Here is a 24,736-nt window from a genome sequence, read left to right as displayed (position 1 = left end):
GGAGCTCCCGCGGCGCCGCCGGTGCGGCGGCCCGCGTCGTTGGATGGACAAGCGCGAAGCAGGGAAGAAGAGGCGCGCCGCGGCGGCCGGGCCGGAGGGCGCGGGAGGGACCGGGCGATCACCGCGGATCCTCGACGGGGTCGAGCGTGCGGCAGAGCACGTCGACGGCGAACTCGAGGTAGGTGCGGCCGTCGGCCTGGCCGAAGCCCTTGCCCGAGATGTGCTGGTGGAACGGGCGGAAGTGGAGCGAGCCGAGGAAGAGGTCGGCGGCGTGCTCCGGCGTGACCGGGCGCAGCAGGCCGCGCGCGACGGCGCGCGCGAACCAGGCGGCGATCTCGCGGCGCGCGCGCACCGGCGGGAGGTCGTCGGGCCGCTTGTTCGACGCGTCCGTGGGCACCCCGGCCGAGCGGAGCACCGCGAGGCACGGCACGATGCGCTCCAGGTAGGCGGAGATCTCCACCGCGAGCTCGAGGAGCTGGGTCCGCGCGTCGCGCTCGTCAGGGCCCGACCGCGCCCGCGACAGCCACGGCGGCTCCGGCGGGGGCAGCAGCGCGGCGCGCATCAGCTGCTCCTTGGTGCCGAAGCGCTGGAACAGGACCCCGTGCGAGATGCCCAGCCGCGCCGCGATCACGGTCGTCGACACGCCGGCCCCGTGCTCGAGGAAGCAGGCGCGGGCGGCGTCGAGGATCTCCTCGTCGGTGGTGCTGCGCGGACGGACCATTTGTTAGTATCATGGCACTTACTAACGCGGAGGCAAGCTGACGCGGCGCGACGGGCGTCGCGCCGCCTCCCGCGGCGGCGGGCGAGGCATCCCGCCGAGGCGTGCGCCGGGGCGCGTGCCGGGATCCCGCCGGGGCGTGCGCCGGGGCGCGTGCCGGGCCGAGGGCGCAGGCGGACGTGCGGATGTTCAGCGGCCGACGAGGGGGGCAGCGAGGGCGAGGCACACGCCGCCGGCTTGCGCGGCCCGGTCGTTGCGCTGCGCGGGGCTAGTCGTTGGCGAGCACCCAGCTCGCGAAGGCCTCGCGGCTCGTGTAGGTCGCGTTGCTGACGGTGTTGCTGGTCGAGTTGACCCCCACGAGGTGCTTCTTCGCGAAGCTCGGGTTATCGAGCAGGCACGGCCCACCAGAGTCGCCCGGCAACGGGATCTGTCCGAGCGCGTTCGGCACGTCGAGCCGGAAGAAGGCGTCGTCGTCGTCCGGATGGCGGATGATCGTGAAGTCCCCCTTGCGCAGGGTCGTCGATCCCTTGAAGCACTTGTTGAAGCCCTGAACGCAGACAAAGCCCGCCGCCGTGTTGCACTGGGCCTGGCTCGTGCACGAGGCACCGATGGTCTCCGCGCCGAAGCCGTAGCAGGTGACCTCCCTGCCGATGAGACCGTCGGTGTCGGCGACGTTCACCTCCGGGTACTCCGTCAGGGGGCCGAGCGGAAAAGGATCCGTGAGGACGAGGATCCCCACGTCGATGCCGCTGGACGCGCTGGGGTGCCTGAGGACCTGCGAGACCGGCCGGAACGTGTTTGCGTACGTCACCGAGTAGCCGAAGGGATCGAGCGACGGGATGCAATGCGCGGCGGTGAGCACCCTCGACGACGAGAGGAGCGTCCCCGTGCATTTCCCGCCTGGCTTGGAGACGCTGACGACCATCCCCTCGCCCAGGCTGGCCGCCGTGCCGTTCTTGATCGCCTGCTCGGCCTCGCGCACGAGCTCTTCGCCGTCCCCCGGCTCGACCTCCTGGGGGGCCTCTCCTGCAATACAGGCCACGAGCGAGAAGGCGCTGAGCACCGTACCGAGGGCGGCGAGGATATGCCTCTTCATGAAGATCTCCTGATTTAAGCTGCTGCTGGTTGTCATCCGAGCGCGCGCTCCCCGGCGGGACAGAGGGCTGGGCTCGCTCGCACGGCGGCGCGACGGGCCCATGCGGCGACGCGCCTCCCCAAGTGGTCCGTAGCGGCTCCAGGTTAGATCCGCCCACCGCCGGCCCCGAGCGCCGACGAGCTCTCATGTCAGTCGCCCCGCGCGGCTCGCGGCCCTCGTCGTTGCGCTGCTCGGGGCTAGTCGTTGGCGAGCACCCAGCTCGCGAAGGCCTCGCGGCCAGTCTCGACTGCGTTGTTGTTGAGGCTGCCACCCTTGTGGATCCCCACGAGGTGCTTCGTGCCGAAGCTCGTGTTCTCGAGGATGCACGGCCCGCCAGAGTCGCCAGGCAGCGGGATCTGCCCGCTCGCGTTCGGCACATTGAGCCGGAACCAGATGTCGTCGTTGTTCGGATCGGCGATGATCGTGAAATTCCCCTTGCGCAGGGTCGTCGACGGCTTGTAGCACCGGTCCCGCTCGGTATCGCAGCCAAAGCCCGCCGCACAGTCGGCGTTCGTCGTGCACGTGCCACCGACGTCCTCCGCGCCGTAGCCGTAGCAGGTGACCTCCCTGCCGATGAGGCCGTCGTTGTCGGCGACGTTCACCTGCGGGTACTCCGTCAGGGGGCCGAACGAAAAAGGAGTCGAAAGGACGAGGATCCCCGCGTCGACGCCGCTCGACGCGCTGGGGTGCTTGAGGATCTGCGAGACCGACCGGGCGGAGTTCGCGAACATCACCGTGTAGTCGGCCAGAGTGGTCGAAAAGAGGCAATGCCCGGCGGTGACCACCCTCGACGACGAGATGAGCATCCCGGTGCAGATCCCGCCGGGTAACAAGATGCGGACGACCATCGCCTCGCCCGGGCTGGCCGGCGTGCCGTTCTTGATCGCCTGCTCGGCCTCGCTCACGAGCTCTTCGCCGGCCTCTTGGCCGGCGTCCTGGGGAGCCTCTCCTGCAATACAGGCCACGAACGACAAGGCGCTGAACACCGTACCGAGGGTGAACTTGATATGCTTATTCACTGGAATTCTCCAAAAAGTATAAGACAATGATTCAAAACGCAGACCGATTGGTCCCGTCGTGGGCCTCGCCGCCGCCTTGCTCGGGGCTAGTCGTTGGCGAGCACCCAGCTCGCGAAGGCCTCGCGGCTCGCGCAGCGCGAGAAGTTGATGTGGTCGCCGGCCGAGGTGACCCCCACGAGGTGCTGCGTGCCGAAGCTCGTGTTCTCGAGGATACACGGCCCGCCAGAGTCGCCCGGCAGCGGGATCTGCCCGCTCGCGTTCGGCACGTCGAGCTGGAACCAGATATCATCGTTGTCCGGATCGCTGATGATCGTGAAATCCCCCTTGCGCAGGGTCGTCGTCGGCTTGAAGCACCGGTCCCGGTCGGTGTTGCAGGTGAAGCCCGTCGCACAGTCGGCGCTCGTCGTGCACGTGCCGCCGACGTCCTCCGAGCCGTAGCCGTAGCAGGTGACCTCTCTGCCGATGAGGCCATCCGTGTCGGCGACGTCCACCTGCGGGTACTCCGTCAGCGGGCCGAATGAAAAAGGAGTCGAAAGGACGAGGATCCCCACGTCGACGCCGCTCGACGCGCTGGGGTGCTTGAGGATCTGCGAGACCGCCCGGGCCGCGCCCGAGTACGTCACCGTGTAGTCGCCCGGAGTGCTCGACGCGAGGCAATGCGCGGCGGTGAGCACCCTCGACGACGAGATGAGCGTCCCGGTGCACGAGCGGCCGTTCCTGAAGATGCGGACGATCATCGCCTCGCCCGGGGTGGCCGGCGTGCCGTTCTTGATCGCCTGCTCGGCCTCGCTCACGACCTCGTCGCCGGTCGCTTGATCGACGTCCTGGGGAGCCTCTCCCGTCATGCACGCCACGAGCGAGAGCGCGCAGAACATCGAGCCGAGAGCGGGAAGGATCTGCTTCTTCACTGGATTCCTCCACAAATGAATAAGAACACAATGATTCCAGGCGCAGGAGCCTCGGCCCCGGTGCGCCCTGCGCCCGGCCCGCGGTTGCCCCTTGTCGACCCGGGCTGCCCCTCGGATCGGGTTCGCTCCCCGGCTGCGCGCGAGGCTCGGCCCCGGAGAGCGCCTGCGAGCGCGAGGGAGGCCGTCCGGCCGACGCGGGTGGCAGCGCGGGCGGGGCGCGCGCCGCGCCCCTCGTGGACCTCGTCGTTGCGCCGCTCGGGGCTAGTCGTTGGCGAGCACCCAAGCCGCGAAGGCCTCGCGGCTCGTGTTGGTCGACATGTCGGTGTTGTTGCCGGCCTTGTGGACCCCCACGACGTGCTTGGTACCGAAGCTCGTGTTCTCGAGGATACACGGCCCGCCAGAGTCGCCCGGCAGCGTGGTCTGCCCGCTCGCGTTCAGCACATCGAGACGGAACCAGATGTCGTCCTTGTCCGGATCGCTGATGACCGTGAAATCCCCCTTGCGCAGGGTCGTCGTCGGCTTGTAGCACCGGTGCCGGGCGGTAATGCAGGTAAAGCCCGTCGCACAGTCGGCGTTGCTCGTGCACGTGCCGCCGACGTCCTCCGCGCCGTAGCCGTAGCAGGTGACCTCCCTGCCGATGAGGCCGTCGGTGTCGGCGACGTTCACCTGCGGGTACTCCGTCAGGGGACCGAGAGAGTAAGCAGTCGAAAGGACGAGGATCCCCACGTCGACGCCGCTGGACACATTGGGGTGCTTGAGGATCTGCGAGATCGCCCGGTCTTCGCCTGCATACGTCACCGTGTAGTCGCCTGTATGGGTCGACGTGAGGCAATGCGCGGCGGTGAGCACCCTCGACGGTGAGAGGAGCATCCCGGTGCATAAGTTGCTGTCCCTCCAGACGCTGACGACCATCGCCTCGTCCGGGGTGGCCGGCGTGCCGTTCTTGATCGCCTGCTCGGCCTCGCTCACGACCTCTTCGCCGGTCGCTTGATCGACGTCCTGGGGAGCCTCTCCTGCCATACAGGCCATGAGCGAGAACGCGCTGAATACCGTACCGAGGGTGGCGAGGATAGGCCTCTTCATGGATATTTCCTCATTCGAGTTACTGCTGGCTGCGGTCCGAGCGCGCGCTCCCCGGCCCGCGGGGCAGAGGGCTGCGCTCCCGTGCATGACGCCGATGCCGTCCGGCGGCTCGCGGGGCGCTACCCCAACCTGGGTCGGCGCGCGCCGCGCGGCTCCTGGGCCCTGTCGCTTCCCTGCTCGGGGCTAGTCGTTGGCGAGCACCCAGCTCGCGAACGCCTCGCGGCTCGTGTAGCGCGAGTAGCTGGTGTTGTTGCCGGCCTTCGTGACCCCCACGAGGTGCTTCGTGCCGAAGCTCGTGTTCTCGAGGATACACGGCCCGCCAGAGTCGCCCGGCAGCGGGATCTGCCCGCTCGCGTTCGGCACATCGAGCCGGAACCAGATGTCGTCGTCGTTCGGATCGCTGATGATCGTGAAATCCCCCTTGCGCAGGGTCGTCGTCGGCTTGTAGCACCAGCCCACGCTGGTATTGCAGCCAAAGCCCGCGGCACAGTCGGCGCTCGTCGTGCACGCGCCGCCGACGTCCTCCGCGCCGTAGCCGTAGCAGGTGACCTCCATGCCGATGAGGCCATCCGTGTCGGCGACGTTCACCTGCGGGTACTCCGTCAGGGGGCCGAATGAAAAAGGAGTCGAAAGGACGAGGATCCCGACGTCGACGCCGCTCGACGCGCTGGGGTGCTTGAGGATCTGCGAGACCGACCGGGCCGCGCCCGAGTACGTCACCGTGTAGTCGCCCAGAGTGTTCGAAACGAGGCAATGCGCGGCGGTGACCACCCTCGACGACGAGATGAGCGTCCCGGTGCAGGACGCGCCGGGTAACCTGACGCGGACGACCATCGCCTCGTCCGGGCTGGCCGGCGTGCCGTTCTTGATCGCCTGCTCGGCCTCGCTCACGACCTCTTCGCCGGGCTCTCGATCGACGTCCTGAGGGGCCTCTCCTGCCATACAGGCCACGAACGAGAACGCGCTGAATACCGCACCGAGGGTGGCGATGCCATGTTGGCTCATGAAGTTCTCCTAAGTTACAGTGGGCGGCGCTCCGAGCGCGCTCCCATTCTGCACGCTGCACTCTGCGCTCTGCACGCGCTGTGCCTTCCGCGGCGCCGGCGGCCCGACGCCGCCGGCGTGCGCGGAGCGGCGCGAGATGGGCTGTTCCAGGCGCGGCCCTCGTCGCCTCGTCGACTGGCACTCTGCGCTCGTGCCAGCGTGCCACGCCTCACGTGCCAGCGTGCCAGCGAATCGACGGCCCCGTCGAGGAGCACGTCGTCACATCGCGTCACATCGGCAGGCGCGCACCGCGATCGAGCGCAAGCACTGCTCGCGGCGGCGCGGCGCGGCGCGGCGCGGCGCGGCGCGGCGCGGGGCAGCGCGGCGCGGCGGAGACGAACCGCCGGCAGGGCTAACGCGAGGCTGCGGTCGGCGCGGGCGCGGAGGCGCGGCCGGGGAGCGTCAGGGCGCAGCCGAGCGTCAGGACGAGCGCCGCGCAGAAGACCGAGAGCGCCGTGGTGTGCTCGCGCATCGCCTCGCCGGGCGCGGGGCTCTCCGTGAGCACGAGGCCGAGCACCGTCAGCCCGGCGATCCCCCCGAAGTACCGCATCGTCGAGGTGAGGCCCGCGGCCATCCCGCTCTTCTCCCGGGGGACGTCGCCCATCGCCGCGGACTGCGACGGCGCCGAGGTGAGGCCGAGGCCCGCGCCGAGCAGCAGGAGCGCCGGGATCGCGTCCGTGATCGCGCGGAAGGGCAGCGCCGCGAGCAGGACGGCGCCGGCCAGGGCGAGCGAGCAGCCGAGCAGCGCGACGGCGCGCGCCCCGAAGCGCTCGGAAGCGCGCCCGGCGAGGGGCGAGGCGACCACCATCATCCCCATCATCGCCACCAACGTGTTGCCGACGTCGCGCGGCCCCGCGCCGAACAGCCGCCCGGCCACCTGCGGGAGCTCGAACAGGATCGAGTACATGGCGAAGTTCTGGATCGCGATGATCAGGCTGCCCCCCACGAAGGCGCGCCGCCTGAACAGCGAGAAGTCGACGACCGGATCCGCCGCGCGCCGCTCCCAGAGCACGAAGGGCACGAGCCCCAGCGCGCCGAGCGCGGCCGCCCAGCGGAGATGGGCGTTCTCGAGGCCGAGCGCGATGCCGAGGAGCGACGCGCCGAGCAGCACCGATCCCACGGTATCGAAGCGCGCCGGCGGCGCGGCGGGCGCGGCCCGCGCGGCGGCCGCGGCCGGCGCCGCCGCCACGCCCAGATGCGCGAGCGCGACCGCGAGGAGCAGGACCGGGACGTTCGCGATGAAGATCGACGCCCACCCGAAGTGGCTCACGAGCAGCGCCCCGACCTTCGGCCCCACGCCCGCCGAGATCCCCATCATCGCCCCGAAGGCGCCGAACGCCCGCCCGCGGACCTCCGGCGGCAGCTCGGTGCGGAGCATCGCCGTCGCGCTCGGCGCGATGATCGCGGCGCCCGTGGCCATCGCGATGCGCGACGCCGTGAGCGCCGGCAGCGCCGGCCAGAGGTAGGCGAGCGCGGCGCCCGCCGCGAAGACGAGCTGCCCGAGCGCGAGCGCGCGCCGGTGGCCGAGGCGGTCGCCGAGCTTCCCGCCCGGGCTCTGCAGGACGATGTTCGTGAGCAGGTAGCTCGTCACGAGCCCCTGGCGGAGCTCGCCCGAGCCGGCGTGGAGGTCGCGCGCCATCTCCGGCAGCGCCACGGCCACCATCGTGGAGTTGAGCGGCGCGAGCGCCGCCGAGAGGACGATCGCGGCGAGCAGCCGCGCCGGCGCGCGGGCGGCCGGCTCCTCCGCGGCGGAGCCGGCCGCCGGCTCGGCCGCAGCGGAGCGGGCCGCCGGCGCGGCCGCAGCGGAGCGGGCCGCCGGCTCAGCCACGGGTGATGGCGCGCCGCTGGAGGAGGTACAGGCGATCGCCCGCGAAGGCCCACTCGATGTCCTGCGTGCCACCGAACGCCGCCTCACACGCCGCGGCGAGCGCGTCGAGCGCGGCGAGCCGGGCGTCGTCGAGGCACAGCGCGCCGACCCGCTCAGCCTCGACGGGGACCTCCTCCGTGCCCCCGGCCTCGGACCACACGATGGCGAGGTCCTTCTCGCCCGGCCGCCGCTCGAGCACGCGCCCCCCGCGGGCCACGCGGTAGCTGTCCGGGGTCACGAGGCCCGCGACGACCGCCTCGCCGAGGCCCCACGCCGCCTCGATGACACGCTCGTCGGCGCCCGTGGTCGGGTGCCGCGTGAACAGCACCCCGGCGCACTCGGCGTGCACGAGCCGCTGCACGACGACCCCGAGGCGCGGCTCCGGCGGCAGCCCGAGCCGGCGCCGGTAGGCCAGCGCGGCCTCGGTGCGCGCCGAGCGGTGCACCTTATGGACAGCCTCGAGCAGCGCCTCGCGGCCCCGCACGTTGAGCTCCGTCGCGTGCTGCCCCGCGAAGCTCGCCGCGGCGCCGTCCTCGCCGACCCCGGACGACCGCACGGCGACGGGCCCGTCGAGCTCGACGAACGCCTCGACGAGCCGCCCGACCGCGGCCTCGTCCCCGGCGACGACGCGCTCGACGAACCCGGCCGACGCCGCCCAGCCGGGGGGCACGGGCAGGCCGCTCCGGCGCGCGCGCCCGAGCTGCGCCGCCTTGCCGCCGAACTCCCCCTCGCGCAGCTCCTCGTCGAGGCGCGCGATCACAGCGCCGCCTCCTCGGCGCGGGGCGGGGGCGCCGGGGAGAGGATCTTCACCTCGCCGGCCGCGCCGTCGACGCGCACGAGCGCCCCGTCCGGGATCGTCGCCGTCGCCTCCCGCGTGCCGACGATGCCGGGGATGCCGTACTCGCGCGCGACGATCGCCGCGTGGCTGAGCTGCCCGCCGCGGTCGGTCACGATCGCGCCGAGCAGGGGGAGCACGACGTTGAACGAGGCCGACGTCGCGCGCGTCACCAGCACGTCGCCCTTCTGGATCCGCCCGAAGTCGCCTGGCTCGAGCACGATCCGCGCCGTGCCCTCGTGCACGCCGTCGTTGATGGCGAGGCCGCGCACGACGGTCTCGGTGTTCGCGGCCTCGGACTCCTGGGACATGCTGGCCATGAGGGCCTCGGTCGCCCGCGCGACGCGGCGCAGGGGGGCCGGGAGCACGTCGAGCGGCGGCGGCGGCCCGGGGGGCGCGTTCAGCCAGCGGGGCGCCTCGTCGATGCTCGCCTGCTCGCGCCAGCGCACGCGCCGCTTCAGCTCCTCGGCGGACGGCTCGCCCTGGCCGCGCAGGAGCCCGATCATCTCCTCGAGCGCGAGATCCACGGCGTGCTCCGGGTCCTCGATCTTGCCGTCGGCGGCGAGGCGGCGCCCCGCCTCGATCACGGCGCGGCGCGCGAGCCCGTTGCCCCAGCTGTCCGAGTAGAGCGCCCGCTCGTCGCGGAGGCGGTTCGTGTGGCGCGCCTCGCCGAGCAGCTCGTCGAACTCCGCGCGGTGGGCCGCGGGCACGCGCTCCCGCAGCGCCCTCTCCTTGGCCTCGCGCGCGGCGAGCGCCCCGTCCTCGCGGTCGCCGTCGACCGCCGCCCGGATTGCCCGGACCAGCATGTCCGGGAGCTCGCCGCCGGTCTTCTCGGCCACGTCGTAGCCGATCGAGCGGAAACGCACGAGGCCGAGGTACGCGCGCGCCGCCGGGCCGACGTCGCCCCCGAGGGCCGCGAGCGCGTCGAGCACCCCCTGCGGGTCGCTCCTCCGGGCGAGCGCCGCGCGCCCCGCCTCGCTCGCGCGCAGCGCCCTGGCGAGCGCCGCGAGCTCGTCGACCGCGACGCCCTTCGCCAGCGGCGACGTCCCCTGCAGCAGCGCGAGCGCCTCTCCCAGGCCGGCGCCGGTCCACGCCAGGGTGTGCGCGAGGTAGTCGCCCACCGGGAGGACGCCGGCGACGTTGTAGCGGTGGTGCAGGACGACCATGTCCACCATGTGCGCGTGCACGCGCCGCAGGTGCGCGATCAGCGCGTCCGCGTCGAGGAGGGCGGGATCGATCGCCTGGACGGCCAGGTTCCTCTCGGTCGCGCGCGGCCTGTCGACGCGGTCCCACCGCTCGATGTCCGCGCGCCACAGCTTCGTCTCGAAAGCCCGGCGGCACGTCCTGGCGCGCTCGCGCATCCGCGGGTGGAGCCGCAGGAGCAGCCACAGGAGCAGCCTCGGCGGCGGCCCGCTCGCCCCCCGCGGCGCGCCGTAGACCACGGGCTGCGTGTAGCTGAAGCCGTTCACGAAGGCGGACTCGAAGTGGCTCAGCAGGAGCCCGTACCGCTCGGAGCCCTCGGCGAAGCCCTTCGGCACGCCGCGCGTGAGCGCCTCCGCGGAGAACCGCGCGACCGGGCGCGTGAAATGCGACCGCTCGAGCTCCCAGGGACCCGGGCCCGGGGGGACGAACCTGACGCCCGCGAACACCGACGCTCTCTTCACCGCTGGATTTTCCGTCTTCACGGCGCAGCACCCCCTCCGAGCCGCGCTGCCTCCGAGGGACACCGCGACGATACGATGACGTTCAAGCAACGATTCAACGACGTCGACGAAGGTAGGGGCCGCGAGCCCGCCGGTCCAGCGCCCGGCGCGCGCCGCGTTGCCCTCGCCCCGGCTTCACGGCGAAGGGCGGGAGCGTGCTGTCCAATTCTGCTCTCCGTGGAATGCGTTGCAGAAAAAACGACGCGAACGGTAGCGTGACGAGATGTCCACACGAACTCTGCGGGTCGTCGTGTCGCTGGCCCTGGTCACCTCACCCGCAGCGTGTGTGGATGAACGCTCCTCGGCGGCGACAGGCGGCGGAGCAGGCGGCGCATCGAGCGCGAGCGGCGGCGGCGCTGAGGCCTCCAGCACGAGCGGCGGCGGCGCGGGGGCCTCCAGCGCGAGCGGCGGCGCTGGGGACGCCGCGAGCGCGAGCGGCGGCGGCGCTGAGGCCTCCAGCACGAGCGGCGGCGGCGCGGGGGCCTCCAGCGCGAGCGGCGGCGGCGCGGGCGGCGGCCCCGGGCCAGGCGCGTGCGGGATCACCCGGGAGCGCATCCGTATCACCGAGGTCGACGTCGGAGTCCCGGTGATCAACAACGAGGACGAGGCGGCGCTGAAGCCGCTTGTCATCTCGCCGATGCCGTCCGGCGGCTCGCGGCTCGCGTGGATGAGCAGCGACGATCAGGTCCAGATCGCCCAGCTCGACAGCAGCGATCGAATCATGGGCCGTCCGTTCGGCCTTCCGGCCAACGACTTCTCCGATCTGTACGCCGACGACCGCGGCGGCGTGCTGCTGCTCACCCGCGACGCGGAGGGCGGCGGAACGCTGAACTGCGGCGCGCCGACGAACCTCTGCGGCACACCTCCGGCGCCTCCGATCCCCTGTTACGACATGTACATGGTCCGCTTCGACGGCACGAGCGAGACCTGGGCGACCAAGCTCACCAGCTCGAGCGCCGCGCTGCCGCCCTACTCGACCGGCCCCACCGGGCCGAATGTGTACATGATCTGGTGGTACGCCCACCACGGCCGCATCGCCTTCGACGGCTCGCGCTACGCAGGTTATTTCGGCGCCGCGATCAGCGTCTCGCAAGGGGGCTGTATCAACATCCACCAGGGCGACCGCATGAAGGTGGTCGACGCGGGCGGGGAGCTCCAGCGGGACGGCTTCGACTGGGGATGCAGCCACAGCGGCTATGAGCGCGTCCTCTGGGACGACAGCGCGGGCAAGTTCGTGACGGTGTGCAAGACCGACAACAACAACCGCATCGCGTTCGCGCCCAGCTACACGACCATCACTCCGGTCGATCTCGCGTACTCGAACCTGGGAAACCTCGTGACCGCGGTCGGCGGCGGCTACTGGCTCACCGCCAGCAACAGCCGCCCGGGCCAGCCGGCGGGCTCGGCCGGGCTCGCGGAGGTGCGGCTGCTCCATTTCACGGACGGCGCCGCAGACCAGGACATCGTGATCGCCAGCGATCCGGGCCTGAACCAGCGCGCCCCGCACCTGGCCGCCTATGGCGGCTCCCGCATGATCGCGGCCTGGGAGGCCACCACGGCCGCGGGCGACATCGCGCGCAACGACCGGGCGCGCACGCTCTACGTGCAGGCGCGCGACCGCGCGACCGGCGAGGCCGAGGGTGAGCCGCTGGAGGTCGACGTGCTCGGCAACCGGTACCAGGACTTCGCCGCGTTTCCCGACGGAAGCGTGGCCTTCGCCGCGCCCGGCAGCACGAGCACCACGATCAAGGTGCTGCGCATCCTGCCCTGCGAGTAGCGCGCCTGCGCGGCGCGTGCCTCGCTCGGCCCTACCCCAGCCTGGGTCGGGTCGCGCCCTCCGCCTCGAGCAGCGCCCGCGCCGCGCGCTCCGCCTCGGCCGGCGTCAGCCCTTGCTCCTCGCCGGCCCGCGCCACGGCCCGCTGGAACCTCTTCCGCGCCTGCGCGTGCTCCACGGCGATGAGCACCAGGCAGAGGAGCGTCAGCCCGACGCTCGCGCCCGCGCTCGGCACCGACCACGCCAGGCACCCGATCGCCACCGTCAGCAGCACGCTGCACAGGACCATCGACTCGCTCAGCGCGCGCGCCCCGTCGGCCACGGCCTGGGCCATCGCCCGCGCCGCCGCCGGAGCGAGCTCCCCGCCGCCGTCGCCGCGGGGCGCCGGGGCCTCGCCCGCCGCCGGGGCGCTCGGCGAAGGGCCGGCCTCGGCCGGCGGCGACGGCGCCTCGCCGGCCGAGAGCGGCCCTGCCCCGCCGCGGCGGGTCTCCACGGCCATGTTCATCGTCGTGCTGCGGGTCTGCGAGGCCATGATCCACTCCTTGCTCCGACGCGCGGAGCACCTCTCGGCTCCGACGCGCGGAGCACCTCTCCTTCGTCCGTCGCTCGGTCGTCGCTCCGGCCATCGGCTCGGCCACGGCGCGCGGGCGCCGAGCCGCCCGCGCGCCCCGCCGCCCGGGCTCACGACGCGCCGGCGGGCGCCTCCGGCCGCAGCAGCGGCAAGGCCAGCTGCCCTCGCTGCGCCGGGACCACGCCCGGGCTGGGCGCGGGCTCCCCCAGCGACTCCAGCGCCTCGACCACCGTCGGGAACACCCGGCCGCCGACGAGCTGCTGGAGCACCCCCGCCTCCTCCAGCCGCGCCGCCACGTGCTCCGAGGCCCGCGACAGGAGCGCCCGCGTCCCCTGCTCGCGCAGCCGCGCGAGCAGCGTCCGGAACGCCTCGACGCCCGTGCAGTCGATGAGCGGCACCCCGGCCAGATCGAACACGAGGTGCCGCGGCAGCGGCCCGCCCTCGGCGAGCGACCGGAGCTCCGTGTGCGACGCGAAGAAGATCGGCCCCTCCACCCGCACCACGGCCACGGGCGGCGTCGGCCCGAGCGAGCGGCGCGCCGGCAGCTCGAGCAGCCGCGGGATCTCCGCGGGCTCGTCGGTCGTCGCCGTCAGGAGCGACACGTCCACCCTCCGCTGCATGTGGGCGAAATGCACCAGCGACAGCACGAGGCCCATCAGCACCCCGCCCACGAAGTCCGAGACCACGATCGACCCGGCCGTCGCCACGAACACGAACGCCTCGAACCGCGACACCCGCCACATGAGCCGCGCCTGCCGCCAGTTGATCAGCCGGTAGCCGACCACGAGCAGGATGCCGGCGAGCCCCGCGAGCGGCAGCCGCTCCACGAACGGCCGCGCCAGGTACAGCAGGAGGAGCAGCGTCACCGACTGCGAGAGCGCCGCGAGCCGCGTCGTCGCCCCGCACTGGAGCGCCGCCGACGACCGCACGATCGCGCCCGCCACCGGCATGCCGCCGATCATCGAGCTCACCACGTTGGCGACCCCCTGCGCCATCAGCTCCTGCTCGCTCGAGTGCCGCTTCGTGTTGCTCTGCGCGTCGATCGCCACCGCCGACAGCAGCGAGTCGATCGACGCGAGCAGCGCCAGCGCGATCGCCTCGGGGAAGATCGCGATGAACTCCAGGCGGTGGAACTCCGGCAGCGCCGGCGTGGGGAACGACGCCGAGATCGGCCCCACCGAGGCCGTCCCGACGCCGAGCGCGCTCACCGCGAGGACCGCCGCCCCGAGCCCGACGAGCCCGCCGGGGAGCCGCCGGTGCAGCTTCGGCAAGAGCACCGTCGCCGCGATGACCAGCGCGCCGACGCCGACCGCGAACGGATCGACGTGCGCGAGCCACCCCGTCCCGGGCAGCGAGGAGACGAGCCTCATCTCCGCCGGCAGGCCGAGCAGCCGCGGCAGCTGCGAGTTGAAGACGAGCAGCCCGACCGCGGCCATGAAGCCGCCGATCACCGAGACGGGGATCATGTGGATGAGCCGCCCGACCCGCGCGAGCCCCATGAGCATCTGCAGGACGCCGCACAGGAACGTCGCGCACAGGAGCCCGTGCGGCCCGTGCCGCTGCAGGATCTCGAAGGTCAGCGGCACCAGCGCCACCTCGGGCCCCGTCACCTGCAGCCGCGAGCCGCCGAACAGCGCCGCGATCACGCCGGTCACCGCGCCCGTGATGAGCCCGACGCTCGCCGGCAGACCACACGCCAGCGCGAGCGCCAGGTTCAGCGGCAGCGCCACGAAGGCCACGGTCAGCCCGCTCAGGAGGTTGTCCACGACGCTCCTCGGGGCGACCATCTCCTTCCAGGAGGTCACCGTCTCTGCCCACATCGAGCCCCAGAGGCTCGGCTGGGGCGTCGTACGTATACCGGACGAGTGCATCATGGTGACGCGCCCTGTTCACGCGACGTGCCAGGCGCGCTCCGCGCGGGATCGCCGCGTCCCGCGCGCCGCTCCCCCGCGCGGCGTCTGGATCCGCCGACACCTGCTTGAGGGACGCCGCCGACGGTGTCGGCGGTCTCCCACAGGGCCTTTCCCGACGTCGCGGGTGTGCAAGGATCGTCGAATCTCCGGGCTCGTGCGCTCGCTGAGGCGTGAGGCCATAGTCGGGAGCCCGCATGCGCCTCCTGACCCGGCTGGTCCTCTCTCACACGGTCCCGGTGCTCGTGATGCTGGTCGCCCTCGGCGGCGTGCTCGGGTCCCTCACCCGGGTCACGTCCTCGCAGAGCCTGCTGAGCGACGAGACCGAGGAGCTCCGCCGCGAGGCGGCGCTCCACCACGCCGCCTGGGCGATGGGGCTCGCCATGCGGCGCGGCCAGGAGGAGTGCTCGCGCGGCGCCCCCTGGGAGAACGTGGCCCCGACGCTCCGGGAGCGCATCGCCGCGCTGAAGGCGCGGATCGGCGACACCGCGCTGCTCCCGCCCGGCCCGATGCTCCCGTCGATCGACGGCCACCTGCGGCTCGTGCAGAGCGCGCTCGACGAGGGCACGTGCGAGCGCCTCACCGACCCCGACGTCCAGCACGAGCGCGTGCGCCTCGACGAGCAGCTCACGGACGCGTGGGTCGTGCGCGTCAGCGAGCTCCAGGCGCGCGTGCGCGTCCGGGAGGAGGACGCCCTCAGCGCCAGCGCCAGCGCGCTCTCCAACGGCCTGATCATCACGATCGTCGCCTGCGCCATCGCGGCCGTCCTCGCGCACCGGATCGCGCGCACCGTCACCGAGCCCCTCGCGGCCATCGCCACCCAGGCGCAGCTGCTCGGCAGGGGGAACTTCGACGCGGCCGCCGAGGTGCGCGGCCCCGCCGAGGTGCGCGACCTCGCGCTGGAGATCGAGGCCCTGCGCCGGCGCCTCGCCGAGATGGAGGTCCTCAAGCAGGGCTTCCTCGCCTCCGTCTCCCACGAGCTGCGCACCCCGCTCACCAAGATCCGGGAGGCGCTCGCCCTGCTCCAGGACGGCGTCGGCGGGGGCGCGCTGAGCGAGCGCCAGACCCGCATCCTCCACATCGCCCGCGTCGCCTGCGAGCGCGAGATCCGCATGGTGACCACCCTGCTCGACCTCTCCCGCCTCAGCGCCGGCTCCCCCATCCGCCTCCAGGCCGGCTCCTCCATCGACGAGCTGATCCGCAGCGCCGTGCGCGACGAGGACGACGAGGCGCGCGAGCGCGGCGTCGTCCTCCAGGTCGAGACGCCCGGCGACGTCCCCCCGTGCAGCCTCGACGTGGTCCTCTTCGAGCGCGCCGTCGCCAACCTCGTTCGCAACGCCACCTCCGTCTCCAAGCCCGGCCAGCGGGTGGTCGTGCGGCGCGAGCTCGTCCACGGGCGCCCCGGCGGCCGGGAGGGCCCTGGCAGGCAGGAGGGCGCGTGGGGTCGGGAGGGCGCCGGCGACCGGGAGGGCGTCGGCCGGCGCCTGGGCCGCTGGGTGATGATCAGCGTCACCGACCAGGGGCCCGGCGTGCCCGCGGAGATCCGGCAATCGCTCTTCGAGGAGTTCAAGACGCAGCCCGTGGCGAACTCCCCCAAGCGGGTCGGCATCGGCCTCGGCCTGGCCCTCTCCCGCAAGATCGCCCGGGCCCACGGCGGCGACCTGGAGCTCGACGAGCACGCCGCGGGCGGCTCGGCCGGCGGCGCCGCCGCCTCGGCCGACGGTGCCGCCGCCCCGGCCGGCGAAGGCGGCGCGGCCCGCGGTGGGGGCGAGCGCGAACGGGGGGCGACGTTCCGCCTCTGGGTGCCGCTCTCGACCGAGCGAGCTTCCGAGGAGGCCCCCGCCGCGCTACACCCTGCCGCGGCCCTTTCATGAGCCATCCCGGCAAGCCCCACGTGGTCATCGTCGACGACGAGCCGCACCTCTGCGAGCTGCTCGCCTTCCGCCTCGAGCACCACGGCTACCGGGTCACCACGGAGCTGACCGGCAGCGGCGGCATCGCCGCCCTCTCCCGCGAGCCCGTGGACGCCATGATCGTCGACCTCCGCCTCGACGACGGCGACGGGCTCGACGTGCTCACCGAGGTGCAGAAGCGCTCCCCGGACGTGCCCGTCGTCATCCTCACGGCCCACGGCACGATCGAGACCGCCGTCGAGGCGATGCGGCGCGGCGCCTACGGCTTCCTCACGAAGCCCTTCCACGACCTCGACCTGCTCCAGAAGATCGAGCACGCCGTCGAGAGCGGCAGGCTGCGCCGCGAGGTCGCCGGCCTCCGCCGCATCGTCGGGGCCCAGAGCGACGAGCTGCGCCTGCTCGGGACGAGCGACCGCATCGCCGCCGTCCGCGAGATCATCGCCCGCGTCGCGCCCACCGACGCGACCGTCCTCTTGCTCGGCGAGTCCGGCACCGGCAAGGAGCTGGCGGCGCGCTCGCTGCACGACCTCTCCCAGCGCCGCGGCCGTCCCTTCGTCGCCGTCAACTGCAGCGCCCTGCCGGCCGAGCTCCTGGAGAGCGAGCTGTTCGGCCACGTGCGCGGCGCCTTCACCGGCGCCTCGCGCGACAAGGCGGGCCTCTTCTCCGCCGCGAACGGCGGCACCCTCCTGCTCGACGAGATCGGCGACGCTCCCCCCGCCGTCCAGGTGAAGCTCCTCCGCGTGCTCCAGGAGCGGCGCATCACCCGCGTCGGCTCCCTGGAGGAGGAGGACGTCGACGTCCGCGTCGTCGCCGCGACCAACCGCGACCTCCGCGCCGAGGTCCGCGACGGCCGCTTCCGCGAGGATCTCTTCTATCGCCTCCACGTCGTGCCCATCGTGATGCCCCCGCTCCGCGAGCGCGTGGAGGACATCCCCCTGCTCTGCGAGGTCTTCCTCTCCCGCGCCGCGGCCCGCCACGGCCTCGCCGGTCCCCAGCTCTCCCCCGAGGCCCTGCGCGCGCTGCTCGCGCACCCCTGGCCGGGCAACGTCCGGGAGCTCGCCAACGTCATGGAAGGCGCCGTCCTGCTCTCCCGCGGCGCGCGCCTGCAGCCCCAGGAGCTGAGCGCCCTGCTCGTCCCCCCCGCCCGCAAGCTGGACGGCTGGTCGAGCGCCCCGGAGCCCGAGGGCGCCGAGCCCCCCGCGGCCTCCGACGCCGCCGCGGGCGAGGCCATGTCGGTCGTCTTCGGCGACCCCGGCGCGGAGCTCCCCTCGCTCAAGGCGGCGCGCGAGCTCTTCGAGCGCGCCTACCTCGTCGAGGTGCTCCGCCGCGCCGGCGGCAACGTCAGCGCCGCCGCGAAGCTCTGCGGCCGGAACCGGACGGACCTCTACGACCTGCTCCGCAAGCACGGCCTGTCGTCCGCCAGCTTCAAGGAGTGACGCCGCCCCCGCGGGCCGGGCTCCTGCCTAGCTCCGCCTGTCCGAAGGCTTGGCAGGGATCACGGCGAGAGAAGAGAAATTCAACGCAAAGGCGCAAAGACGCAAAGGCGCAAACCTGAATTTTCTTTGTATTTTTGCGTCTTTGCGCCTTTGCGCCTTTGCGTTGAAATCTCTCGGGATCCCTGGTCGAGCCTTGTGAGACTCGGAACTAGCCCCGCATCGCGGCGAGCCGCTTCGCGTAGAGGCGGCTCCGCGCGGCCGGGTCGGCGGGCCGCGCCCAGTCCCACCCGATCGCCCGCCAGTCCGGGTCGTCCGGGTCGAGCCCGAGCGACGCGACGAACGCGCGGTCGGCGACGAAGAAGTCCTGCTTGTACGTGAGGAGGTAGCCGCGCGGCGCCGCCGGCCGCGACGCGAGGTGGGCGCGCGCCTCGTCGTACGTCGCGAACCAGTGGTGCAGCACGCCGCCCTCCCCGCCGTAGAGCAACGTCCCGAGCTCGGGCGCGCCGGGAGCTCCCTCGAGGGCGAGGCGCGCGCGCTCCCAGCTGGAGAAGCCGCACTCGCGCGCGACCACCGCGAAGCAGTGCTTGCGGCGGATGCCGGGAGCCGCCGCGGCGAGCGCGGCCTCGTCGGCGCGCCGGAGCTCGGGCAACACGCGCAGGCGCTTCAGCGCCGCCGCGTCGTTCGAGGCGAGGCGCTTGTGCAGCAGCTCGGCGCGGATCTTCAGCTCGCGAACGGGATCCATGTGTTCCTCGACGATAAGAGGTTTCCTGGCGCAGATGAGCGAGTATCCCGCGTAAGCCGGACGTGAAGGACACGTCCTCGAACCCGCCACCGCGGAGCAGCGCGTCGAGCTCGCCGGCCGTGAGCTATCACCGCGCTCCCTGGCCTCCCTGAGGCGGGAGGCCCCCCGGGCCCCCCGCCCGAGGTCGACGCCGCCCTACAGCGGCCGCACCGGCAAGCAGAGCTCGCAGCGGAACGTGTTCGTCTTGGGATCGTGGAACTCCCCCTGATAGAGCTCGAAGCAGACCCGATGATCGGGCTGATACCCGCTCTCCGGGAGCCACCTCGCGAACAGCTGGTCCCACGCGGCGCCGATCGCGCTCGCCTCGCCGGCGAACACGCCCGCCGCGTACTTGCCGCCGGGGATGTCGGTCACGTTGACGTCGCCGTCGGCCACGAAGCCGTCCGGGATCACGATGGCCGCGTCGAGGCGGCACTTGGCCGGCTCGGTCACCTTGGGGTTGTCGTGCGCGATATTGAGGCAGATGCGGTCCGCGGTCCACAGATCGCGCGCGCGCGCCCAGCGCATGAGGCGCTCCCAGACCTCGCGGACGTTCCCTCCCGGGCCATAGGGGCCCACGGTCCGGACATAGGCCACATGGTAGCTCGGCAGCGTCTTCACCGTCACATTCATGATCTCCTCCTCGTTGCTCCGGGCGTCAGCGCCCGACGAGGAGCCATCTTGGTCGGGCGCGCACCCCGCTGCTTTGCCCGGCTTGCGCACGGCTTCACCCGGCTTGCTCTCCGCTTGTCGCGCCTTGCTCGCCCGCGCGGCCCCGCCGCCGCGCCAGGCGGAGGCGCTCATGCCGAAGCGCTCCTTGAACGCGCGCGCGAAGGCGCTCGCCGAGCTGAAGCCGTTCTCGAGCGCGATCTCGAGGACGTCCGCGTGCGGCCGCTGCACGAGGTGGCCGGCCGCGGTCTCGAGGCGCGTCCGCTGGATGAACTCGCGGAGGTTCTCGCCGGTCATCGACTTGAACACGCGGTGGAAGTGGAACGGCGAGAACGCCGCCACCGCCGCCAGCGTCTCGAGCGAGAGCTCCTCCGCGCGGTGGGCCTGGATGTGATCGATGACGCGGTTCACCCGCTTCTGGTACTCCGCCCGGCTCCTGCTGCTGGTCGCCACGGGCGGAGATTACCCCATCGCCGGCCTCAGGGCGTGAAGTCGAGGAACGGATCGCCGACGAGCATCTCCATCCCGTGCTCGCGGAGCTCCCAGGGGCTCGTACCCGCGCTGTCGTAGAGCCGCTTCATGCGGACGAGGTGCGCCGCGCCGAGGTAGCTGCCGTTCACCTTGAGCTCGCGGAAGATCGTCGGGTGGTGGGCGTAGTGGCCGCGCCAGAACGGGTCGCCCATCGCCGCGACCGCCTTGGAGCTTCCGTAGAGGTAGGCCATCGCGATGTTGTCGGCGACGGCGATGCTCGTGTCGACGTTCCGGCCGCCCGGCTGCGCGAAGCCGAGCACGCTGCAGCCGTCGAGCGCGACGAGGGCGGCGGCCTGCGTGAGCTGCCGCGCCTGCCACGCGTCGATGAGGGAGCCGCCCTCCCAGCTATGGACGTTGATCTCGGCGACGTCGTACATCGCCCCGTTCATGTGGCCCATGAAGATGCCCTGATCCTGCCAGCCCTCGTCGACCCACGGCCTCGCGGCGTAGGCGGCGAAGAAGTCGTTCACCGTCGCGTACGACTGCATCGGCCAGCGCTGGTAGCAGACGTTGCCGCCCGGCGTGAGGCAGGCCGAGCCGGTCTCGTTGTTCGGGCCCGGCATGCCGTAGAAGTCGATGCGATCGCGCGACCAGGACTCCCAGGTCTTCTCGAAGTTCTCGCCCTTGTCGTTCGACACGAAGTAATATTTTCCGTTCGTCACCACCTGGCCCTTGTGGAACTTGATGACCTTGTCGAGGTACGGGTTCAGCTGGCCCGCGAACGCCGCGTACGTGTTGTCCGTCGCGGTGCCGACCGGCATGAACGCGGCCCAGATCTCGGGGTACGGGTTCGGGCCCTTCTCCGTGTAGTCGAAGTCGTGGACGGGCACCGTCAGGGGGCCGTTCCAGGCGCAGAGGGGCGCGTTCGTCGGGCAGAGCGGGTCGGTGGCGCCGTCCGCGTAGTTCTTGGAGAAGACGCCGTCGAGGTCCTCGAAGTAGCGCGGGACGTAGCGCGTGTTGGTGATGTCGTCGCGGCTCTTGTAGAACGAGGGGAGCTTGACGTTGCCGACGAAGAGGGCTCCCTCGAGCCCCGGCGTCCAGGTCGTGTAATGGCTCGAGATATAGCTCCTCGTCTGCGCGGGGGTCCAGTCGTCGAGGTCCTTCACGACGTGCAGCGCGACGCGGAAGCCGCGGTCGTTCTCGGCGAGGTGGCGGTACTCGTCGAGCTTCGCGGCGACGAGCGGGTAGAGCCGGTGGTCGACGAGGATGATCGCCTTCTGCGCCGGCGCGGGGCTCGCGAGCGCCGAGACCTCGGACGAGGAGAGCGCGACATCGTAGAGCGACACGTCGTCGATGAGGCCGGCGTAGGCGTTCCACGACGGGTGGTTGCCCAGCACGAGCGGCCGAGACGACTGCTGGAGCGAGCGCGCCGGGCTGCCCGCGGGCTGCACCGCGAGCGACTTCGCGAGCGCGCCGTTCACGTAGAGCCGGATGGTCCACCCGTCGAAGACGCCCGTGAGGTGCGTCCACACCCCCGCCTGCGCGGGCGCGCTCACCATGTAGCTCGCGCCGTCCAGCGAGCCGTCGGGGAAGGCGACCGAGAAGTTGAACTCGCCGTCCAGGATGCCGAGGGAGTACGCGTCGGGCGAGTACCACTTGTTGATGATCGTCGCCGCGCCGCTCACGCGCGACGGCCGGACCCAGGCAGATACCGTCATCGCCGTCGTGAAATGATAGGCCGTGGCGTCGGGGAGCTCGATGCGGTCGTCCACGCCGTCGAACGACGCCGCGGCGCCGAACTGCCCTTTCGCGCACGCCGTGCCGTTATGGCTCGACGTCCCGAGGTACTGCGTGCCGTTGAGGCACTCGTCGAGGTTCCAGAGAGCGACCGGGCGGCGGACGCCGGAGAGCTCCGCCGCAGCGGATGCGACCTGCTCGCCGCCTCCCTCGTCGTCGGCGGGAGCATCCGAATCGACGACGCAGCCGAGCGCGGCGGATGTGAAGAGCAGGATGGCGGGGAAACCGAAACGTCGTGCGAGCATACTTATCCCTCTTTGCGCGGTGACGCGCGAGCCCCTCTGCCGCCCCGGAATTGGAGCGGTAGAGAGGGGTCTTGGACCGAGGCGAAGGCGCGGCCGGGGAGCATTCCCGCAGCGTGATAAGCGCCTCCGCTCGACGCAGGTATTGGCCGGGCGTCAGCCAGGCGTTCGCAGCGTGTGCAACACGCAGACCAGGCGACGTGGCGATTGCCGGTGAAGCGCGGCGTCGCGCGGGCGCCAGGCGGCGCACGTGTCCGAGCCGCGCTGTCGTGGACAAGCACGGCCGCAGCGCCGCGGGCGCGCCGCGCTCCGCTGCTGTGAGGATCCTGCGGCCGTGCAGGCGCCGCGGGCAACGCTTGCCGAGCTCAGCAGCTTTTGCCGACGCGGAAGCCGATCGCCGGGATCGCGTGTGCTCGCGCACACCTGCGGTCAGGGTGCCGAGGTCATGCGGCGGCCCCGCTGGCCCTGCATGCACTCCTTGTCTGGAGATCGGGAGGGCGAGCTCGGGGAGCGAGGTGCGCTGCGCCTCGACGCTGGATGCGTGACCAGCCTCGACGCTGGACGCTTGACCGATGTAGCCTTGCCGATCGGATGGCCCAACCCGACAGCACGCCCAGCACGATCGACGACTTTTTCCTGCATTGTATGGATATGGTCTTCATCGCCAGCGAGGGCGGCGCGCTCCTCCGCATGAGCAGCGCGCTCACGCGCGCGGTGAGCCCCGAGCTCCTCCACGCGGCCTCGCAGGCGGGGCTCGCCCCGCTGGTTCACCCTGACGACAGGCGCTCGTTCGACGAGGCGTGGGCGCGGCTACGCGCCGCGGCGGAGCCCGTGACCGTCGATGTGAGGCTGAAGACGGCCGACGGGTCGTTCAAGTTCTTCCAGTGCGCCGCGCGGCGGGCGCCCGAGAAGGGAGAGGTGTACGGAACGCTCCGCGACGCCGAGGAGCGGATCAAGCAGGAGATACAGGTCAAGCTCCTCAAGGCGATCAACGACAACCTCCCTATCTGCGTGTGGGCGATCGACGAGCGAGGGGTCTTCGTCCTCCACGACGGCAAGGCGCTCGAGGCCGCCGGGCTCAAGCCGGGGCAGTTCCTCGGGCTCAACATGTTCGAGATCTACCCCGAATCGGGCACGGCAGAGCTGCGCAAGGCGCTCGCGGGCAAGATGTCTTACTTCCTGAACGAGGTGGAGGGCGTCCACTGGGAGGCGTGGTACCTGCCCATCCAGAACGAGCGCGGCGACGTCACCCACGTCGCCGGGGTCAGCCTCGACGTCACGGCCTCGAAGCGCACCGAGCAGGAGCTCCGCGCGAAGCTGGAGCTCATCGAGAGGCAGCAGCAGGTCATCCGCTCGCTGTCGACGCCGATCATCCAGGTGTGGGACCGCGTGCTCACGCTGCCTCTCGTGGGCATGTTCGACAGCACGCGAGCCGCCGACGTGATGGACGGGGTGCTCCGCGAGGTCGTCCGGACGCAGGCGCGGTATGCCATCCTCGACCTCACCGGGATCGAGGCGATGGACACGGAGACCGCGGACCACCTCCTGAAGCTCACCGGAGCCATCAAGCTCCTCGGCGCCGAGGGGATTATCACGGGGATCCACCCCGCGATCGCCCAGACCATCGTCGGGCTCGGCGTGGATCTCACGTCGATCGAGACGCGCTCGACGCTGCGGCAGGGGCTCGAGCACTGCATTCGAAGGATGGCCTGCGAGCCCAGGCGGCGCCGCTCGGGCTGACCGGCCCGCCCAGCGCGAGCCCTCGCGCCGGCGCCTCCGCGCGGGCGCCGAGCCCCGCGCCCAGGCCGGCAAAGCGATCACGGCGCGGCCCGGAGCGCGCGGCGCGAGGCGGGCGGTCCGACAGGGTGCGACGGCGTCGCCGAGGAGCGCCGCATGAGCGATGGATTCGCACGTGCTGGGGCTGCATCGAGCCTGCATCGAGCCTACATCGACAAACCACGCGCCCGGAGCATGGCGTCGAGGCGCGGTAACAGGGATCACGCGCAATCCGCGAACTGCGCTTGACTCTATTATTCAAATATATACACTGTTAATTTAGTCCTTTGCGGCCTGAGGGCACCCAACGAAAGGGGTGAGGTCCATGAGCACGAGCAGCGATCGTGTCGGCAGCTTTCTTCGTCGTATGTTACCGGTCGTCTCCACGGTGGCGCTGGCAGGCGCTGTCACCGTGCTGGTCGCGAAGCCCGCGGAGGGCACGCCCCCGAGCGGCCTGCACGAGGTCCAGGCGGTGCACGAGATCGAGCAGCTCGAGTTCTGCTACGCGGCCGGGACCGACGCGATCGGCCGCGGTGATCTGGAGCGGGGCAAGCAGATCTATTCGGAGTGCTTCACGCGGAACGCCCCGGTCGAGATATGGGAAGCCGGCGCCGCTCCGGGTGCTCCGCCGGTCGTCGCGGTGCCGAGCGCCGAGGCCTGGGCCGATTTCATCGACGAGCTGTTCGCGGCGTCCGGTTATGTCGGCACGCAGCACCTGATCAGCAACATCCGCGTCGACATCCTCCCTGGCGGCCGCCGGGCGAAGATCACCTCGTACCTGATCGCGACGCACGTCTATGACCCGCTGAGCAGCGTCCAGGTGGCGCACGGCACGTACGAGAACGAGGCGGTCTTGACGCGCTCGGGCTGGAAGCTCAGCAAGCGCACGTTCCGCACGCTCTCGTTCATGCGCATCGACTCGCCGGAGCCCTGAGCGAGCGCCCCGCGATCCTCGCCGTCGGCCGGGCCGCCGGCGCCTTCGCGGCCGGAGCGGGCGCGCCGCCCGGCGCGTCCGTTATAAGAGAAACTTCGTCCGCTATAGTGGACATCGGCGTGACGTCATGGTACGGGACGCCGACGGACG

General features: G+C 72.0%; 19 protein-coding genes. 5 read left to right on the top strand and 14 right to left on the bottom strand.

Annotated elements, in window-relative coordinates; translation table 11 throughout:
- Window positions 1–118: 118 nt before the first annotated feature.
- From WMF43_RS47050 to WMF43_RS47010, 9 genes are all read right to left on the bottom strand, one after another.
- Window positions 119–721: a TetR/AcrR family transcriptional regulator gene (locus tag WMF43_RS47050; RefSeq protein WP_437675366.1), complete on the bottom strand. Its 603-nt coding sequence runs from the start codon at window positions 719–721 to the stop codon at window positions 119–121.
- A gap of 265 nt (window positions 722–986) precedes the next feature.
- Entirely contained in the window at window positions 987–1,814 is an 828-nt protein-coding gene (locus WMF43_RS47045; RefSeq protein ID WP_437675364.1) for a trypsin-like serine protease, read from the bottom strand.
- 236 nt (window positions 1,815–2,050) lie between these two features.
- Window positions 2,051–2,872, bottom strand: coding sequence for a trypsin-like serine protease (locus tag WMF43_RS47040; protein WP_437675362.1), 822 nt, complete (start codon window positions 2,870–2,872; stop codon window positions 2,051–2,053).
- A gap of 86 nt (window positions 2,873–2,958) precedes the next feature.
- On the bottom strand, window positions 2,959–3,780 hold the full coding sequence (locus WMF43_RS47035; protein ID WP_437675360.1) for a S1 family peptidase: 822 nt from the start codon (window positions 3,778–3,780) through the stop codon (window positions 2,959–2,961).
- 261 nt (window positions 3,781–4,041) lie between these two features.
- On the bottom strand, window positions 4,042–4,863 hold the full coding sequence (locus WMF43_RS47030; RefSeq protein ID WP_437675358.1) for a trypsin-like serine protease: 822 nt from the start codon (window positions 4,861–4,863) through the stop codon (window positions 4,042–4,044).
- Between the two features lie 183 nt (window positions 4,864–5,046).
- Entirely contained in the window at window positions 5,047–5,868 is an 822-nt protein-coding gene (locus WMF43_RS47025; protein ID WP_437675356.1) for a trypsin-like serine protease, read from the bottom strand.
- A 391-nt stretch (window positions 5,869–6,259) separates the two neighbouring features.
- Entirely contained in the window at window positions 6,260–7,735 is a 1,476-nt protein-coding gene (locus tag WMF43_RS47020; protein ID WP_437675354.1) for an MFS transporter, read from the bottom strand.
- Window positions 7,728–8,534, bottom strand: a complete 807-nt coding sequence (locus tag WMF43_RS47015; RefSeq protein WP_437675352.1) for a PEP/pyruvate-binding domain-containing protein — start codon at window positions 8,532–8,534, stop codon at window positions 7,728–7,730. Before WMF43_RS47015 ends, WMF43_RS47020 begins: the two co-directional genes overlap by 8 nt.
- Window positions 8,531–10,273, bottom strand: a complete 1,743-nt coding sequence (locus tag WMF43_RS47010; RefSeq protein ID WP_437675351.1) for a PEP-utilizing enzyme — start codon at window positions 10,271–10,273, stop codon at window positions 8,531–8,533. Before WMF43_RS47010 ends, WMF43_RS47015 begins: the two co-directional genes overlap by 4 nt.
- 262 nt (window positions 10,274–10,535) lie before the next feature.
- Here WMF43_RS47010 and WMF43_RS47005 point away from each other — a divergent pair, with 262 nt between their 5' ends.
- A complete protein-coding gene (locus WMF43_RS47005; RefSeq protein WP_437675349.1) occupies window positions 10,536–12,089 on the top strand; it encodes a hypothetical protein in 1,554 nt (517 codons plus the stop codon).
- Window positions 12,090–12,120: 31 nt separating this feature from the next.
- Here WMF43_RS47005 and WMF43_RS47000 read toward each other — a convergent pair whose 3' ends face one another.
- Window positions 12,121–12,618, bottom strand: coding sequence for a hypothetical protein (locus WMF43_RS47000; protein ID WP_437675347.1), 498 nt, complete (start codon window positions 12,616–12,618; stop codon window positions 12,121–12,123).
- 149 nt (window positions 12,619–12,767) lie between these two features.
- Window positions 12,768–14,477, bottom strand: a complete 1,710-nt coding sequence (locus WMF43_RS46995) for a SulP family inorganic anion transporter (RefSeq protein ID WP_437675345.1) — start codon at window positions 14,475–14,477, stop codon at window positions 12,768–12,770.
- Between the two features lie 287 nt (window positions 14,478–14,764).
- Between WMF43_RS46995 and WMF43_RS46990 the strand changes: the two genes are divergently transcribed.
- Window positions 14,765–16,441 carry a HAMP domain-containing sensor histidine kinase gene (locus WMF43_RS46990; RefSeq protein WP_437675343.1) on the top strand — a complete coding sequence of 559 codons (1,677 nt, stop codon included), beginning with the start codon at window positions 14,765–14,767 and terminating at the stop codon, window positions 16,439–16,441.
- Window positions 16,438–17,916 (top strand): sigma-54-dependent transcriptional regulator, encoded by a 1,479-nt coding sequence (locus WMF43_RS46985; protein ID WP_437675341.1) that lies wholly within the window; start codon window positions 16,438–16,440, stop codon window positions 17,914–17,916. The genes WMF43_RS46990 and WMF43_RS46985 overlap by 4 nt, the downstream gene beginning before the upstream one ends.
- A 208-nt stretch (window positions 17,917–18,124) precedes the next feature.
- Here WMF43_RS46985 and WMF43_RS46980 read toward each other — a convergent pair whose 3' ends face one another.
- The 3 genes from WMF43_RS46980 to WMF43_RS46970 all read right to left on the bottom strand — a co-directional run bounded on the left by WMF43_RS46980 (window position 18,125) and on the right by WMF43_RS46970 (window position 21,879).
- Window positions 18,125–18,658 (bottom strand): hypothetical protein, encoded by a 534-nt coding sequence (locus WMF43_RS46980; RefSeq protein WP_437675340.1) that lies wholly within the window; start codon window positions 18,656–18,658, stop codon window positions 18,125–18,127.
- 195 nt (window positions 18,659–18,853) lie between these two features.
- Window positions 18,854–19,819, bottom strand: a complete 966-nt coding sequence (locus WMF43_RS46975; RefSeq protein ID WP_437675338.1) for an AraC family transcriptional regulator — start codon at window positions 19,817–19,819, stop codon at window positions 18,854–18,856.
- Between the two features lie 26 nt (window positions 19,820–19,845).
- The gene (locus WMF43_RS46970; protein ID WP_437675336.1) at window positions 19,846–21,879 is read right to left on the bottom strand and encodes a LamG domain-containing protein; all 2,034 of its coding nucleotides are present in this window, start codon (window positions 21,877–21,879) and stop codon (window positions 19,846–19,848) included.
- 588 nt (window positions 21,880–22,467) lie between these two features.
- On the opposite strand from WMF43_RS46970, the gene WMF43_RS46965 reads away from it, so the two are divergent.
- Both WMF43_RS46965 and WMF43_RS46960 read left to right on the top strand, forming a co-directional pair.
- The gene (locus WMF43_RS46965; protein ID WP_437675334.1) at window positions 22,468–23,616 is read left to right on the top strand and encodes a PAS domain-containing protein; all 1,149 of its coding nucleotides are present in this window, start codon (window positions 22,468–22,470) and stop codon (window positions 23,614–23,616) included.
- A gap of 361 nt (window positions 23,617–23,977) precedes the next feature.
- Window positions 23,978–24,586: a nuclear transport factor 2 family protein gene (locus WMF43_RS46960; protein WP_437675332.1), complete on the top strand. Its 609-nt coding sequence runs from the start codon at window positions 23,978–23,980 to the stop codon at window positions 24,584–24,586.
- The last annotated feature ends 150 nt before the right edge of the window (window positions 24,587–24,736 follow it).

This window comes from Sorangium sp. So ce131, from assembly GCF_051519095.1.
Classification (GTDB): domain Bacteria; phylum Myxococcota_A; class Polyangia; order Polyangiales; family Polyangiaceae; genus Sorangium.
The sequence above is the reverse complement of the archived record's forward strand: the minus strand, read 5'-3'. Positions and strand labels throughout refer to the sequence as shown.